Origin of the sequence: Mesobacillus zeae, assembly GCF_003570705.1 — a bacterium.
In the GTDB taxonomy this organism is placed as follows: Bacteria; Bacillota; Bacilli; order Bacillales; family Cytobacillaceae; genus Mesobacillus_C; species Mesobacillus_C zeae.
In genome coordinates this window covers 40,492-56,636 of record NZ_QWVT01000019.1, presented here as the reverse complement: position 1 = coordinate 56,636, position 16,145 = coordinate 40,492, and the positions used below count along the sequence as shown (strand labels likewise).

Below are 16,145 nucleotides of genomic sequence, written 5' to 3'. Positions count from 1 at the left end.
GCAGGACGTTTATTCTAATCTTTCCATTTATTTTTAAACAGGTGTACAATATTAGCAAAAAGCTTTTCCATGCTGTAAGGAAAAAAGGAGGCATGGAAAAAGGAGACTGCGATGGATTTAGGATTCCTTCAGGATTGGTTCACTCTTGAAAAAATTATGGATTTGATAAAAGAATACCGGGCGCTGGGGCCTGTTCCTGGAGTTTTGCTTCCTATGCTGGAGGCGTTCCTGCCTTTTCTCCCGTTATTTATATTTGTAATGGCTAACGCAAGCGCCTTTGGCTTGTGGTTTGGGTTCCTTTTTTCATGGATTGGTGCTTGCACAGGAGCTTTAATTGTATTTTTGCTAGTCCGTAAATACGGGCAGCGCCGCCTGCTTCGTTTTTTACAAAGGCATCCAAAGGTGCAGAGAGGCATGAACTGGGTAGAACGCCATGGGTTCGGTCCGCTGTTTGTCCTCCTTTGTTTTCCGTTCACCCCTTCGGCACTTGTCAATATTGTCGCAGGGATGTCCAAAATCAGCACGGCGCAGTATATGCTGGCGGTGTTTGCAGGAAAAATGGTGATGATTTTCACCATCAGCTTTGTGGGTTATGACATTCAGTCACTGATCACCAAACCTGCCCGTACTGCCCTTGTCGGCCTTCTTATTTTTGTTTTGTGGTATGTTGGAAAAAGAATTGAAGTAAAAATGAATAGCAGCATTGAAAAAGAACATAATGGGTGAAAAAGGCCTGGTACAGGAGGCGGGGAAATGTGAAAGAAGGACTAAAAAGAGAAGGAACTGAGTGGCTGAAAGCTTTTGCAATTGGAGTGATCATTTTCGCTTTTATTCGTACTTTTTTCTTTTCCAATTATGTAGTGGAAGGTGAATCAATGCTCCCGACCTTGGAGGAAGGGAACAAGCTTGTTGTCAATAAAATTGGCTATGATGCAGGTGACCTCCAAAGATTTGATGTGATTGTTTTTCATGCAAATAAGAAAGAGGATTTTGTCAAACGAGTGATTGGCCTGCCGGGAGATAAAATTGAATACCGCGAGGATCGGCTGTTCATCAATGGGAATGAAGTGGAAGAACCTTATTTAAAAGAATATCGAAAAAAAGCGGAGGGACATTATATTACCGGGGATTTTACTTTAAAGGAAGTTGCCGGAGCTGAGAAGGTTCCGGACGGCAAGCTTTTTGTTCTCGGTGATAATCGCCTCGGAAGCTGGGACAGCAGATATTTTGGGTTTATTTCAAATGATCAGGTAGTCGGAAAGGTCAATCTGCGCTACTGGCCTTTGGATGAAATGGTTGTTTCCTTTGATGAATAGGTTACTGGGACCCGGAAAGAAGGGTCCTTTTTTGCTGCATTTTTCCCGAGACTTAAAAGGCAAACCCACTTCTAATTGATTAAAGTGTGCCCTCTGGTGGTAAAGCATAATAAAAAGTAGAGGAGCTGTCATAATGGAAGAGCAAAAGCGGAAATATTATGTAAACATTGAAAACGGCGAAGTGCTTGAGGGGCCGGCTGAACTAAATGGTTATTTCCAAATCTACGCCACCGGAGAGGAAGTCAAGCATCACCGCGAATTCTTAAATGAAAATTATAAAGCCGACCTTGAGACATTCGGGCGAGCCCATGTACCGTTCAAAGAGTACCACGACGATAAGGCAGATGCGGACTATGACAATACAATCAATGAAGTGTATGCTCTGATTTATGAACTCGGCGATGAAGAAGCCCGGCAGCATATCGCCGGAATGGGCATACTTGATGAAAGCCGCCTCGATAGGAGATAGCAGAGGGAATACTGAAGGACAGCCTCAATGAGGGGCTGTCCTTTGTGCTTTCTTAAAATGTAACAATCAAGAATCAGCTTGACTTTTTTCCAGCATGCCCTAATTGGAATGGAGATTAAAAACAGGTATAATGGAAAAGTGAACATGTGTTTGCCTAATCATAATAATGATTGATATATAACGAAAAAAATTCTTTGTTTTTTAAGAAAGAAAGGGGAGCGCAGATGTCCATTCGTTTAGTGCTCGGCCGCTCAGGCAGCGGCAAGACGGAACTATGCTTAAGAGAAATCCGCGGAAAGCTTGAATCCAGTCCTGAAGGGAACCCGATCGTGTACCTTGTTCCTGAGCAGATGTCCTTTTTATCCGAATACAGATTGGCTACGACACCAGGGCTCGGCGGAATGGTCAGAGCACAGGTTTACAGCTTTCCGCGGCTGGCATGGCGGATTCTCCAGGATACAGGCGGTTCAGCCCGGCATCATTTGACAAGTGTTGGTATAAGTATGATGATCAGAAAAATCATAGAGGATAAAAAAGATGATTTGAAAATTTTTCATCGTGCTGCCGACAAGTCCGGGTTTATCCAGCAAATGGAGCAGATGCTGACAGAATTTAAACGATATGCAATCAGCCCCCAGGAACTCTTGAAGGAAACAGAAAATGAAAAAGGGCAGAAAGTCTTGCAAGAGAAGCTCCATGATATCGAAATGGTCTACCGCCGGTTCGAGGAAGAGCTGTTTGGAAAGTATATTGATTCGGAGGATTATTTTCGTCTGCTGGCCGAAAAAATTCCCGAATCTAGTTATTTGGAAGATGCGGAGATTTATATAGATGGTTTTTATACTTTTACACCGCTTGAGCTAATGGTTATTGAACAGCTGATAAGAACATGCAGGCGGGTTACGATTGCATTGCCTCTTGACCGTTCCTTCAAAGGGATTGGTCCTGACGAACTGCATTTATTCAGGCTGACGGGAGAAACATGCAGAATGCTCCACGAACTCATTAGCAGCAGGGGATTCGATCTGGAAGATGAGGTCATTCTGACGGGGCAGAAGCGCTGGGACAATGAATCTCTCAGGCATCTTGAAGCTGAATTTGATACAAGGCCGGCGAAGCCTTTTATAGGGGAAAACGAAGTAAGGCTATTCCAGGCCGCCAACCGCAGGGCAGAGGTTGAAGGAATTGCGCGCAAGATGATTGGCCTAGTTCGTGATAACGGATTCAGATATAAGGATATAGCGGTCATGATGAGGAATGGCAGCGACTATCGGGATATTCTGGAGACTGTGTTCAGAGACTATAACATACCCTATTTCATTGACCAAAAAGGGACAATGCTGAACCACCCGCTCATTGAACTGATTCGCTCAAGCCTGGAAACTGTGCTTGGAAATTGGCGCTATGAACCTATTTTTCGCGCAATTAAGACGGATTTACTGTTTCCGCTTGCTGCAGATGTCCATCAGTATCGGGAAAAAATGGACAGGCTGGAGAATTATGTGCTCGCTTACGGCATACAGGGGGACAAATGGACCAAAAAGGAACGCTGGATTTACAGGCGGTTTCGCGGTCTTGAACTTGTCGATTCTGTCCAGACTGATGCGGAAAAAGAAATGGAACTGCAGCTGAATGAGATGAGGCTGATAGTCACCGCGCCGCTTCTTAGGATGGCAAGGCGGATCAAACGTGCGGACAGCGGGCGGAAGCTTTGCGAGGCAGTTTATTTGTTTATCGAGGAACTCGATGTTCCGGCAAAACTCGAGCAATGGCGAATTGCAGCCGAGGAGCAGGGTCACCTAGTCGAGGCGAGGGAACATGACCAGGCGTGGAATGGAATCATGGATTTGCTGGACGAGTTTGTCGAAATGCTTGGCGATGAAAAGGTAGATCCGCGAAAGTTTGCAAACATCCTTGATGCAGGCTTCGAGTCGCTTGAGTTTTCCCTTATTCCTCCCGCCATTGACCAGGCTCTGGTTGCTGACCTTGAAAAATCAAGGCTTGCCGAGATCAAGGCTGCTTTTGTCATTGGAGTGAACGAAGGAGTCCTGCCGGCAAAACTGACCGAGGACGGTATCCTTGGAGATGATGACCGGGAATCTCTCAAAACGAGGGGGCTCTATATCGGGCCTGGAAGCAGGACAAAGCTCCTGGACGAGAACTTTCTCGCCTATAAAGCTTTCACAACCCCTTCGGACATTCTCTATGTGAGTTATCCAATTGCGAATGAAGAAGGAAAGGCGCTCATGCCATCCACCTATATTAAAAGACTTGAAGAGTTGTTTCCTGATTTGCAGCTCGGCGTGTTTGCTGCAGATCCATCAGAGCTTGGCGAACGGGAGCAGTTCGAATATGTTTCAAGTGAAACAGCAGTGTTGTCCTACTTGACTTCGCAGCTGCAGCTTAAGAAAAGGAATTATCCTGTATTTGATTTTTGGTGGGATGTTTACGATTACTATATTGGTAGCTACCGCTGGAAAGACACAGCCAGGAAGGTACTTTCAAGCTTGTTCTATGAAAACAGGACAAAGCCGCTTTCCGGACAGGTAACCAAGGAACTGTACGGAGATGAAATTGAAGCAAGTGTGTCAAGGATGGAGCTGTTCAACAGCTGTCCTTTCTCCCATTATGTCCAGCATGGACTTAAGCTGAGAGACCGCAGGATATTCAGGCTGGAGGCTCCGGATATCGGGGAACTTTTCCACGCCGCGTTAAAATATATTGCTGAAACAGTCATGGACAGGAATCTGAGCTGGGCAGGGCTTACGCAGGCCCAATCAGAGGAGCTTGCCAAAGAGGCCGTCGCAAAACTTGCACCCAGGCTGCAGAATGAAATCCTGCTGAGTTCGAACCGCCATCATTATATCAGGCAGAAACTGCAAAGTATTATAACCCGGGCATCGCTTGTACTTGGCGAACACGCAAGGTCAAGCGGATTTTCGCCAATAGGGCTTGAACTTGGGTTCGGGCGCAATGGAGAACTGCCGCCGCTTGGGTTTTCCCTGAAGAACGGGACGAAGATGCAGCTGATCGGCAGGATTGACAGAGTGGACAAGGCAGAGGATGAAACGGGAATGTACCTAAGGGTGCTTGATTATAAATCGAGCGATAAAGAACTTAATCTCACTGAGGTGTATTATGGTCTTGCACTTCAGATGCTGACGTACCTTGACATCATTATTACCCATTCACCAGGGCTTGTCGGAAAAGCAGCTGACCCTGCCGGGGTGGTTTATTTCCATGTTCATAACCCGATCATCAATGCCCAAAAGATGCTGTCGCTTGATGAAATTGAAGAGGAGATATTGAAGCAATTCAAAATGAATGGTTTGCTGCTCGCTGATGAGCATGTCATCAAGCTGATGGACAGAAGCCTTGATTCAGGGAATTCGCAAATTATTTCAGCTGGCTTAAAAAAGGACGGTACGCTGACAAAAGCGTCCAAAGTGGCGACAAGGGAGGATTTTGATTACCTCAGGCAGTTTGTCCGGAATAAGTATGTTGAGACGGGAAATGAAATTGTCGGCGGAAACGTGGATATTTCCCCGTTTCGACTGAAGGATAAAATGCCATGCACCTTCTGTTCCTTCAAATCGGTCTGCCAGTTTGACAAATCCATCGAGACAAATGATCATCGAAAGCTTGATTCTAAGAATAAAGAAGATATCCTGGCAGCGATCAGGAAGGAGGGAGTGGACCTTGGCTAAAATGAATATACCGCAAATGCCGGACGGGCTGACATGGACACCGGATCAGTGGAAGGCAATCATGGCAAAAGGCCAGGATATCCTTGTTGCTGCAGCGGCTGGTTCCGGAAAGACTGCTGTGCTTGTTGAACGGATTATCAGAAAAATTACCGAAGGAAGCGAACCGCTGAACGTTGATGAATTGCTGGTCGTTACTTTTACCAATGCAACTGCTGCGGAAATGAGGCATAGGATCGGAGAAGCGCTGGAAAAGTCAATCAATGCTGATCCGTCATCCGCCCATTTAAGGAAGCAGCTAAGCCTGCTGAACAGGGCATCCATTTCTACCCTTCACTCTTTTTGTCTTGAAGTCATCAGGAAATACTATTATTTAATCGACGTGGACCCTGGCTTTAGAATTGCAGACCAAACCGAAGGCCAGCTTCTTCGCGATGAAGTCATTGACGAACTTTTTGAAGAAGAGTACGGCCGACCAGAAAATCAGCCTTTCTTCAGGCTAGTCGATACCTTTACCAATGACCGCAGCGATGAAGCATTGAAGGATATTATCCTCGATTTATATGACTTTGCAAGATCGAATCCTTTGCCGGACACCTATCTGGATTCCATTGTTTCCATGTATGACGTCCGGAAGGATACGGCTGTGGGAGAATTTCCGTTTGTAAAAGCACTATTGTTCGATCTCAGGCTTCAGCTTGAGGGTGCGAAGAATTTGCTCGAACAGGGGCTCGAGATTACGAGGCTTCCGGCAGGCCCTGCACCTCGGGCGGAAAACTTTACCCAGGACATTCATGTTGTGGAAACCCTTTTAAATGCTTTAAACCATTCATGGTCCGATTTGTATGAGGCCATGCAGGTTGCTGATTTTCAAAGGGTAAAACCAGCCAGCCCGAAAACATATGACAAGGCCTTGATTGATAAGGCACAGAAGCTGCGCGACAGGGCAAAGAAAATTGTGCTTGATACAAAGGCAGAGCTATTTTCCCGAAGGCCAGAAAGCTTCCTGAAAGATATGGAAGACATGAAGCCAGTGATAGAAACCCTCATCAGCCTTGTGAAGGTGTTTGGGCAAAGATTCAATTCCATGAAACAGGAGAAAGGGCTTGTCGACTTTTCCGATCTGGAGCACTATACCCTCGATATTCTTGCGGTTGGAAGGGACGAGGAAGGGAAGCTATTTCCGTCAGAGGCTGCTAGGCACTATCGAAGCCAGTTCAGGGAAGTGCTTGTCGATGAATATCAGGATACCAATATGGTTCAGGAAGCACTTCTCCAGCTTGTTACTGCTGATGGGGAAAACACGGGTAATCTGTTCATGGTAGGGGATGTAAAGCAATCCATCTACCGTTTTCGACTAGCAGAGCCGAACCTGTTTCTCGGAAAATACAACAGGTTCACCGATGACGGAGAATTAACCGGGCTGAAAATTGACTTGGCGAAAAACTTCCGCAGCCGCAACGAAGTGCTGGAGGGGACGAACTATCTGTTCAAGCAAATCATGGGCGTTAATGTTGGCGAAATCCATTATGATGATCAGGCTGAACTGAAAAAAGGGGCTCCATATCCTGAAGACGATCCATACCCGGTTGAATTATTATTGATTGACTCGGAAACAGGCGGACAACCGGAAGATCGGGAGGAGACGGAAACAGGTAGCGATGTTTTCGACAGTGCCGACCTTGAGCAGTCACAGCTGGAAGCAAGGCTGATGGCAAAAGAAATAAAAGCAATGGTTGAGGAACGCCGTGGTGTATTTAACAGCAAAATAGGAACGAGCCGGCCGGTAAACTATCGTGATATTGTTATCCTGCTTCGCTCTATGACATGGGCACCGCAAATTATGGAGGAGTTCAAGCAGCAAGGAATACCGATATATGCTAACCTTTCAACAGGGTATTTCGAAGCAACCGAGATCTCGGTCATGCTCGCACTATTAAAAGTGATTGACAACCCGCTTCAGGATATTCCGCTTGCATCAGTTCTGCGCTCCCCAATTGTTGGACTGGATGAAGAGGATCTCGCCCTCATTAGGCTCGCAGAGAGAAAAGGTGCTTATTATGAAGCACTCGAAGCCTTCTGCTTAAAAATGCCTGCACAGGGAGAAGAAGAGCTACACGAAAGAACCAACCGCTTCTTGGAGCGCTTGAAACAATGGCGCACAAAAGCCAGGCAGGGAGCAGTTTCTGATTTAATATGGCAGCTTCTCAGGGAAACAGGGTTTTATGATTTTTCGGGGGGGCTTCCTGGGGGCAAACAGCGCCAGGCCAATCTTCGCGCCCTGTATGACAGGGCGAGGCAGTATGAGTCCACCACATTCAGAGGGTTGTTCAGGTTCCTTAGATTTATTGAGCGCATGCGGGAACGTGGGGATGACCTCGGGACTGCCGGAGCAATCGGAGAGCAGGAGGATGTAGTCAGGATCATGACCATCCACAGCAGCAAGGGATTGGAATTCCCGGTTGTGTTCGTTGCGGGACTGGCCAGGAACTTTAACACAATGGATTTAAAGAAATTTTATATGCTCGACAAGGAATTTGGGTTTGCTTCAAAGTATGTGAACCCGGATAAACGAATTTCCTATCCTTCCCTTCCGCAAATCGCTTTTAAAAGGAAAAAGAAACTCGAGATGCTGGCAGAGGAAATGAGGGTTCTGTACGTCGCCCTTACCCGCGCAAAAGAGAAGCTGTATTTACTGGCTTCAGTGAAGGATGCAGAAAAAGCGGCTGCTAAATGGGCTGACTCGACAGGTACATCCGACTGGCTCCTTGATGAATATATGAGAGCGTCAGCTGGAAGCTATCTCGATTGGATTGGGCCCGCCATCGTGCGCCACCGGGATGCCAATGGATTTGCCGAAGGGGCGAGGATGGATGGTGAGGTTGCGGGCCATCCGTCACGCTGGAAAATTGCGTGTTATGCGAAAGAGGAAATTGCCCAGTTTACTGAAGAAGCCCAGAATGTTATTGATACGGAGCTGGAGCGTGTTGCGGCGGGTGAAAAAGTGAATGTGCACTCGCATCTTGCCGAAAAAGTGGCAGAGCAGCTAGGCTGGAGCTACGGACACAAGGATGCGGCAGGCCACCGGTCGAAACAATCCGTATCCGAGTTGAAAAGAAACCAAGAAACTCGTGATGCTGAAAGCGGCACGGAAATTTTGCGAAAATTTGCCAAACCTGTCCTGAACAGGCCAAGGTTCATGCAGGAAAAAAAGCTTACCCCAGCAGAAAAAGGGACAGCCATGCATATGGTGATGCAGCATGTGGACTTATCGCGTCCCGTTACAGCGGTGTCCCTCCATGAGCAGATGGAAGCAATGGTGGGAAAGGAAATTCTTCTGCCGGAGCAAAGAGATGCAATCGAAACTGAATGGATCGTCCATTTCTTTAACACTGCCATTGGAAAACGGCTGCTCGGTGCAGAGAAAGTCAAGAGGGAAGTTCCATTCTATTTATCCCTGCCCTCATCGGAAGTATATCCCGGCTGGATGGGAAGTGAAGAAGCGGTTTTCGTACAGGGTGTCATTGACTGTGTTTTTGAAGATGAACAGGGAACAGTGCTCCTTGATTTCAAGACGGATGGCATCCATGACAGGTTCAAGGGCGGCTTCGAACAGGCCAGGCCTGTCTTGCAAGAACGATACCGCATCCAGATTGCTCTTTATGCGAGGGCAATCGAACAAATCACCAGGCGAAAAGTCGAGGAAAAGTATTTGTATTTCTTTGACGGAGGGTACTTGTTAAAGCTCGGGGAAGAATAGTAACATTTACGCAAAAACTGCTGCCGGCATTCAAGGCAGCAGTTTTTGTGTAAAGAGACTTACCAAAAGGGATTCAGCGTCCCGCAGGCATTTAATTATTTCCGATTGTAGGTTGGTCAATCAAGTTTGTATCAACGACATTGCTGGAATTCAATCCGTTGTTGGTAATGATAAAACCACCGGTATTAAGCGTGCCTTGACCTGAATTTGTTTTCGTATTGTTCTTCGGGGCGATGTAAACAGTGTCGCCAAACTGGACGACTCCTCCACCGACATTGATGATTTGAACCGGTCCTATTAAAGCTGGCATGAAAAACATCCTTTTCTGTTAGCTTTGCTTTCCCGGAACATGAACCGGGAGTGTCCCTTACCTTGGCAGCAGCTGCCTGATGTGCTTCACTCTTGCCTCCATTTGAATACTGCCGGCATTTCCGATTTGCATAACTGATGAGGTTGAAATTCCTATCACATTAATGGCGCCAACATGGATAAAAGAGCAGAGGTCATTTTTAGAGAATGCAGCTTTTTCCGTTAAGGCTGCTAGGGGAATCGGCTCGGTGAAGACCTTGAAGGATAAAAAGTCCCCTTCGTTGCCGAAGAAAGTTTCGCCTTCCCTCTGAACTGCAAGCACCCTAGAGCAGCCTTCGATTAAGGTTGTATCCCCAATCTCTAAAACTGAGGAAAAAATTAAGCTGCTAACCCTGATATTTTCTACTGCAGATGTCCGCATGTTTCTAATCTCTTTCGGGGCTAAGCGGAATAAAAGGCCCGATAATAAGAGATTCTGCAGGAGTATCATATGTCGCAGCGAGCTGGATCGTCTCCGTATCGCCTACCATTAATATCGATGAACTGGAAATACCGATTACTCTAATCGTGCCTATGTTAAGATCACGATTATATACAGTGAAATTCAACTTATCACCCCTTAGGAAGCTGTTGTAAAAACTGCACGATACTGCTTTTGATTTCCTCTTTGATTGTCTCTGCAACCCTGCTTGAAAACTCTTGCTCACTTTCCCCTTGATTCCGCTGCGACAACATTTCGGAAGTGTGCGCAGCGATTCGATTGGGCAGCTGTTTTTTTATATCGTCCTTGATAAACTCCTGATATGAATCATCAGCTTGAATGTGCAGCTTTTCACACGCAGACTGGAAAATTCCGGAAAGTTCTGTTTCCAGGAACTCATTTAAAGTTTTCTCAATGTCAATTGAACGCATGAACATATCCTTTGGAGAGCCAGGTGCCTGAATATTTTTATTGTCCACCACAAAATCTTCAATTCCCTGAAGTTCCGCCGGATTTAAACCAATGCTCAATGTTCCTTCAAGCTTCTCGACTTTCAGCTGGTCAAATTTGTATTCAATATTCCCTACCTGAACAGGGGGACGCTTCTTCATTCGTTTGAGTTCCTTTTGGAGACCCGCGACTGTCTTTTCCAGGATCTTTAATTTTTTTTCCTGGTATTCCACAAAGCTATGAAGCTGTTTAAGATACTGATAAAATTCCGGACTCATTGAAATTCACCTCAGATTCTGCTTGAACGGAGTCAGGCTGATTCTTTATTTCCCCTATAGCGGGACGGAAGGAGCCTGGATAACAGTGCTTCCGGGCTGCTGAGCCTGCGGGGCAGGGCCTGTAAATCCACCAGTATTGTAAAGATAGGAATTAGGTTTAATAATACCAGCGCTTCCAATCTGAAGAACAGAGGAGTTGGTGACCGAACTTATTTTAATCTGGTTGATCTGGATTGACTGTTGAATGTAAAAATTCATGATATCACCTGCCATCAAGCATTAAAGTAGTTGCCCTGGTCGACGCCATCCTGGTCAAACGCATTGGTTGTGTTTTTATTGTTATAGATGACCATTCCATCACCTGTGTTAAAGGACCCTGCTCCTGCGAAGGTTTTTGCATTTGTTCTTGGCATGATTTTATAGACGTCTCCAATGTTAAAGACTCCGCTGCTGCTAATTGATATGACTTGGACTGCCCCAACGATTGCCGGCATGCCGCAACACCCTTACGCAATTTTTTTATATCCTATGCCCACTGGGCTGGAATGTGAATAAACAGCCAACGTTTATGAAAGTAAAAATCCTTTATTAGACAAAAAACAACACATACAGGCAAAGTGCTATGTTACAATATTATTAGAATTTTTAAAAAACAATAGGGGGATTGGGCAATGAATGTGCCATTGGTGTTGACGCAGTTTTTGGATCGAGCCGTTGCGTTGTATGGAGACAAGGAGGCTATTATCACAGACAGCCGTAAATTTACGTACAGCCAATTGAATGAGAGGGTCAATCGAATTTCAAGGGGTCTTCGTGATCTGGGAGTGCAAAAAGGGGACAGGGTTGCCTATCTGGCGCCAAATTCAATGGAGATGCTGGAGGGCTTCTACGGCGTCTTTCAGGTTGGTGCGATTATGGTGCCGCTAAATATCAGGCTGAAGCCGGATGATTATTGTTTTATCCTTAACCACAGTGAATCTAAAATCCTGTTTGTGGACCAGGAATTATATCATCTTATTCTTCCTGTCAAAGATAAACTTGAGACCGTCGAGAAAATCATTGTCCATTATAAGGAAAATGATACCGCGGAAACCGGCTATGATAATTGGCTTGAGGAACATTCGGCAGAACCCTTTGACCGGGAAGAACTTGATGAGCATGATGTTTGCAGCCTTCTCTATACGAGCGGAACGACAGGGAATCCAAAAGGAGTGATGCTGACGCACCGGAATAACTATATACATGCGCTGAGCACGATGCATCACTTGAGGGTGAGTGACGAGGATACATTGCTTCATGTCCTCCCGATGTTCCATGTAAATGGCTGGGGGTCTCCTTTTTACTATACGGCAAATGGAGCGACGCAGGTCTGCCTGAGGAAAACAACTCCGGAAACCATTTTCCATGCGCTGGAAAATCACGGGGTTACAGTGATGCATATGGCCCCGACTGTCCTCAATGCGCTATTGCAATATTATGAGCAAAATATTCCGTCCATTGAACAGAAGGTTCGGGTCGTCATCGCCGGTTCTGCACCGCCACCCGCGTTCGTTACAAGGGTGGAGAAGGAGCTGGGCTGGGAGTTCCTCCAGGTGTATGGCATGACAGAGTCATCTCCGCTTAGTACAGTTTCATCCGTACGGTCCCACCTAAAAAAATTGCCGATGAAGGAACAGTACAAGATGAAGGCAAAAGCGGGGGTTCCCATGATTGGCTGTGAAGTCAAAGTGGTGAATGACATGGGAGAAGAAGTGGGGCATAATGGCCGACAAATCGGTGAAGTTGTCACAAGAAGCAACGGTGTCATGAAAGGGTATTGGAAGAATGAGGAGGCGACGATGGAAGCAATCAGGGGAGGCTGGCTCCATACTGGCGATATGGCAACGGTCGATGAGTACGGAAATATTGATATTGTTGACCGCAAGAAAGATGTCATCATCTCCGGCGGAGAAAACATATCCTCAATCGAGGTAGAAGGTGTTCTGTACGAGCATCCGGCCGTACTCGAGGCGGCAGTTATTGCCGTACCGCATGAAAAGTGGGGAGAGACTCCTCATGCTTTTGTTGTTCTTCATGAAAATGCCAAAGTGAGTGAGAAAGACATGATTGCTTTTTCAAGAGAAAAGCTGGCCCATTTCAAAGCGATTACAGGCGTCACTTTTGTCGATGAGCTGCCGAAGACGGCGTCCGGGAAAATTCAAAAGGTCCATTTACGGAATGATTACTGGGAAGCTACGGGCAAAACAGGGCGATTCGTCAATTAATTTTTTACTGATGGTGGCTTGTCACCCTTCATTTTCCAGTTTCCTGGCTTGTGTGTATAATAGATAGATAACATACAAGGAAAAGAGGCGAAAGAATGAAAATAGACGGGGGACGGGTTGTTTCAATTGATATGATGAGGGGGTTTTCCCTATTGGGAATCCTCCTTGTAAACATGATGTCTTTCCATACGCCGATACTGTATATTGACGGGCAAAAGTGGTGGGAAAGCGGACTGGACAAGGCAGTATACTTTTTTATTGATGTATTCGTGCAGGGGAGCTTTTATCCTCTGTTTGCTTTTGTGTTTGGATACAGTCTGACTATTATGATGGAGAGATCAGGAGCGAAGGGAATGGCATTTTACCCGGTGGCGCTCAGAAGGTTTTCGGTCATGCTGATGCTGGGAGCGCTGCACGTTGTTCTCGTTTGGCATGGCGATATCCTGTTTACATATGCTGTATGTGGTTTTTTATTGCTGGCGTTTATCCGGCTGTCCGCGAAGAAGCTGGTGTGGTCAGGGGTTTTGATTTATCTGGTTCCGAATCTCCTTTTATGTCTGCTATTTGTTGCAGTCTTACTGATTAGTCCCGCCGAAATGGTACTGCCTGTAGATAAGGAAGCAGTGAAGTTGTCGGTTGAAACATACAGTAATGGAAGCTTTGCGGAGATTTCTGCTTTTCGTGTCAAGGACTGGTTTTATACAAACAATCCAGGTGCGTTTTTCATGTATTTCATCACTATTCTTCCGCTGTTTATGATTGGAGCGGGAGCGGCCAAGCTTAAGTTGTTTGAAAATGTTGAGAACTACAGGAGGAAAATGGCTGCAGCGGCCGGGATTATGTTTTTGGCCGGCCTGGCATTTAAGCTACTTCCATTTACAGCAGGAAATAATTTGCTGACAGTGTACATCCAGGACCTTTTCGGTGGGCCTCTACAGGCGTTTTCCTATGCGGGTTTCATAGCCTTGGCGGGGAATATGGGCTTTTTACGTCCGCTTACTGCCGCGGGAAAAATTTCGCTGACAAATTATTTATGTCAGAGTGTCATTGGTTCGTTTATTTTTTATGGATATGGCTTAGGACTTTATGGCAGCATTTCATTGTTTAAAGGCACGATGCTGGCAATTATTCTGTTTGGCATACAGCTGGCTTTCAGTGTCAGGTGGACAAAGAGATTTTACTATGGACCGGTTGAATGGCTCTTGAGAGCGGGCAGCTACTGGGCAGCTCCCAAATGGAGAAAAGAGCGGTCTGGAGAATGAAACAATACATAAAGAGGTGGGAGAAATGAAGTTTGTAACCGCAACATACCAAGGACGCCAGTTTGTCGGCATGATCGACAGCATGGGTGAGAGGGTACTGGACATCGCTATGGCGGAAGAAAGAAGATTGGGGAAAGCAACGAGTCCAGTTTCACTGCTACAGTGTATTGCGCTTGGGGCAGAGTGGGCTGAAGGGGCGCGGGAGACTCTAGAATGGGCTGAAAGTGAAGGAAGCCAATGCTTCAGTCCACTCGCTGCTGTGAGACTTGAAGCGCCGATTCCGAGGCCGACAAAAAATGTGATGTGCGTGGGGAAAAATTATGCCGAGCATGCGATCGAAATGGGGAGTAAGGACGATATTCCCGAACATATTATGATGTTTACGAAGTCTCCTACTGCGGTGATCGGATCGGGTGAAACGATTCCGAGTCACAAAGGGGTAGCGGATGAGCTTGATTATGAAGGGGAGCTTGCGGTTGTCATCGGCCGGAAAGGGAAAGAAATCCGCCGGGAAGACGCACTGGATTATGTTTTCGGATATACGATTATTAATGACGTGACCGCACGTGATCTGCAGCGGCGTCACAAGCAGTTCTTTATCGGCAAAAGTCTTGACGGCACATGCCCAATGGGCCCGTGGATATTACATACATCCGCGATTGACAATCCAAACAACCTGAACATACATACAAAGGTAAACGGGGAAGTCAGGCAGGATTCGAACACAGAGCAGTTCATCTTCCCGGTGGAAGAAATTATTTCGGTTTTGTCTAAAGGAATGACCCTCGAGCCGGGTGACATTATCGCAACAGGTACGCCGGCGGGTGTGGGAAAAGGCTTTAAACCTCCAAAGTTTCTGCAGCCTGGTGATAAAATCGAAATTACAGTCGAGAAGATCGGCACATTGTCAAATAGCGTAGGAGAATAAGGGAGAAAAGAGAAGGTCGGCTTGGGCTGATCTTCTTTTTATTTAGAGTTGTGGAAGATTGGTTAGGTAAATTTTAACAAAAATTGTCTAATGGGGAGAATCACGTTGGATTAGGGGGGGGGAATATACTCCTATTCTTTAATGATTAGATGTTCAAAGTGTGTATCAATTGAATTGTCCTTAGATCCAATACCGGTCTTTCTATTAATGAGATTATCATGCAAATGTATTCTATAGGCACCAGGTGGTATATTTTTTATACTTTTTAATTCTTCGGAAAGTTTATCAAAAACCTTTTTATTTGGATTCATATCTTTTTCTTTCATATACAGGTGGATAGAAAAATTATTTCATCAGGTTTAATTTCCAGGGAGTTATATACCTTTTGTATATCTTCTTTTGTTAATCCTGGTTGTTTTAAATAAGTATCTAATAGAGGTAAAAGGGAATCACTGAAAGATTCCATATAATAAAAAGGTGTAACATATCCAGTGCTAGCAAATTTCTTTTTAAACTCTGGGTTTTCTCCGATAACATCATTTTCTTTGGAGAAACTCGCCAGATAATCGTTTAAATAGTTGAATTTATCGTCATTAGCAATTTTATACATAGCAAGTTGAATGGCTGTTTCAGCTTCTTCTTGTTCTGTCCAAACCTCATCATAAAGTACCTTGTTCTCTGAATCATCAATCGGCACGATGGCGTATGTATAAAAATCGAGGAGACCCTTTGATTCTACGAACACAGTAGCTGCACCATCCGCACCGATCATATTCCTCACTACAACTTCCGTTTTATACTTATCAAGGAAGAACTTCTCAACTGCTTTTTCAATTTTTTCTTTGTTTTTATCTGCTATTTTTTGCTCTTCTTCGCCATTGTCCATACGGTACCCTTCGCCGGTATAATCCTGGACGCTTACAT

At 45.6% G+C, this 16,145-nt stretch carries 14 protein-coding genes and 1 pseudogene; 8 read left to right on the top strand and 7 right to left on the bottom strand.

Annotation, left to right across the window (positions count from 1 at the left end):
• The first annotated feature begins 111 nt into the window (after nucleotides 1-111).
• The 5 genes from D1970_RS11930 (at nucleotide 112) to addA (ending at nucleotide 9,249) form a co-directional block, all read left to right on the top strand.
• Entirely contained in the window at nucleotides 112-726 is a 615-nt protein-coding gene (locus tag D1970_RS11930; protein WP_119113098.1) for a TVP38/TMEM64 family protein, read from the top strand.
• 29 nt (nucleotides 727-755) lie between these two features.
• Nucleotides 756-1,316: a signal peptidase I gene (gene lepB / locus D1970_RS11925; RefSeq protein WP_119113097.1), complete on the top strand. Its 561-nt coding sequence runs from the start codon at nucleotides 756-758 to the stop codon at nucleotides 1,314-1,316.
• Between the two features lie 133 nt (nucleotides 1,317-1,449).
• Nucleotides 1,450-1,785 (top strand): hydrolase, encoded by a 336-nt coding sequence (locus D1970_RS11920; RefSeq protein WP_119113096.1) that lies wholly within the window; start codon nucleotides 1,450-1,452, stop codon nucleotides 1,783-1,785.
• Between the two features lie 224 nt (nucleotides 1,786-2,009).
• The gene (addB, locus tag D1970_RS11915; protein WP_119113095.1) at nucleotides 2,010-5,492 is read left to right on the top strand and encodes a helicase-exonuclease AddAB subunit AddB; all 3,483 of its coding nucleotides are present in this window, start codon (nucleotides 2,010-2,012) and stop codon (nucleotides 5,490-5,492) included.
• A gap of 1 nt (nucleotide 5,493) precedes the next feature.
• Entirely contained in the window at nucleotides 5,494-9,249 is a 3,756-nt protein-coding gene (gene addA, locus D1970_RS11910) for a helicase-exonuclease AddAB subunit AddA (RefSeq protein WP_119113210.1), read from the top strand.
• A 91-nt stretch (nucleotides 9,250-9,340) separates the two neighbouring features.
• On the opposite strand, the gene D1970_RS11905 is transcribed toward addA, so the two are convergent.
• The 6 genes from D1970_RS11905 to D1970_RS11880 are packed head-to-tail and all read right to left on the bottom strand — an operon-like array spanning nucleotide 9,341 to nucleotide 11,261.
• Nucleotides 9,341-9,559 (bottom strand): spore germination protein, encoded by a 219-nt coding sequence (locus D1970_RS11905; RefSeq protein WP_119113094.1) that lies wholly within the window; start codon nucleotides 9,557-9,559, stop codon nucleotides 9,341-9,343.
• Nucleotides 9,560-9,616: 57 nt separating this feature from the next.
• On the bottom strand, nucleotides 9,617-9,979 hold the full coding sequence (locus tag D1970_RS11900) for a spore germination protein GerPE (RefSeq protein ID WP_119113093.1): 363 nt from the start codon (nucleotides 9,977-9,979) through the stop codon (nucleotides 9,617-9,619).
• Nucleotides 9,980-9,983: 4 nt separating this feature from the next.
• Entirely contained in the window at nucleotides 9,984-10,166 is a 183-nt protein-coding gene (locus D1970_RS11895) for a spore germination protein GerPD (protein ID WP_119113092.1), read from the bottom strand.
• A gap of 4 nt (nucleotides 10,167-10,170) precedes the next feature.
• On the bottom strand, nucleotides 10,171-10,767 hold the full coding sequence (gene gerPC / locus D1970_RS11890) for a spore germination protein GerPC (protein ID WP_119113091.1): 597 nt from the start codon (nucleotides 10,765-10,767) through the stop codon (nucleotides 10,171-10,173).
• 54 nt (nucleotides 10,768-10,821) lie between these two features.
• A complete protein-coding gene (locus tag D1970_RS11885; protein WP_119113209.1) occupies nucleotides 10,822-11,025 on the bottom strand; it encodes a spore germination protein GerPB in 204 nt (67 codons plus the stop codon).
• 14 nt (nucleotides 11,026-11,039) lie between these two features.
• Nucleotides 11,040-11,261, bottom strand: a complete 222-nt coding sequence (locus D1970_RS11880) for a spore germination protein (protein WP_119113090.1) — start codon at nucleotides 11,259-11,261, stop codon at nucleotides 11,040-11,042.
• 177 nt (nucleotides 11,262-11,438) lie between these two features.
• Here D1970_RS11880 and D1970_RS11875 point away from each other — a divergent pair, with 177 nt between their 5' ends.
• From D1970_RS11875 to D1970_RS11865, 3 genes are all read left to right on the top strand, one after another.
• Nucleotides 11,439-13,031 (top strand): long-chain-fatty-acid--CoA ligase, encoded by a 1,593-nt coding sequence (locus D1970_RS11875; protein WP_119113089.1) that lies wholly within the window; start codon nucleotides 11,439-11,441, stop codon nucleotides 13,029-13,031.
• 95 nt (nucleotides 13,032-13,126) lie between these two features.
• Complete coding sequence (locus D1970_RS11870; protein WP_119113088.1) at nucleotides 13,127-14,293, top strand: DUF418 domain-containing protein; 1,167 nt, start codon at nucleotides 13,127-13,129, stop codon at nucleotides 14,291-14,293.
• A 25-nt stretch (nucleotides 14,294-14,318) separates the two neighbouring features.
• Entirely contained in the window at nucleotides 14,319-15,221 is a 903-nt protein-coding gene (locus tag D1970_RS11865) for a fumarylacetoacetate hydrolase family protein (protein ID WP_119113087.1), read from the top strand.
• A gap of 131 nt (nucleotides 15,222-15,352) precedes the next feature.
• Here D1970_RS11865 and D1970_RS11855 read toward each other — a convergent pair.
• Nucleotides 15,353-16,107: pseudogene (locus D1970_RS11855) on the bottom strand (DUF1672 family protein).
• Nucleotides 16,108-16,145: the final 38 nt, after the last annotated feature.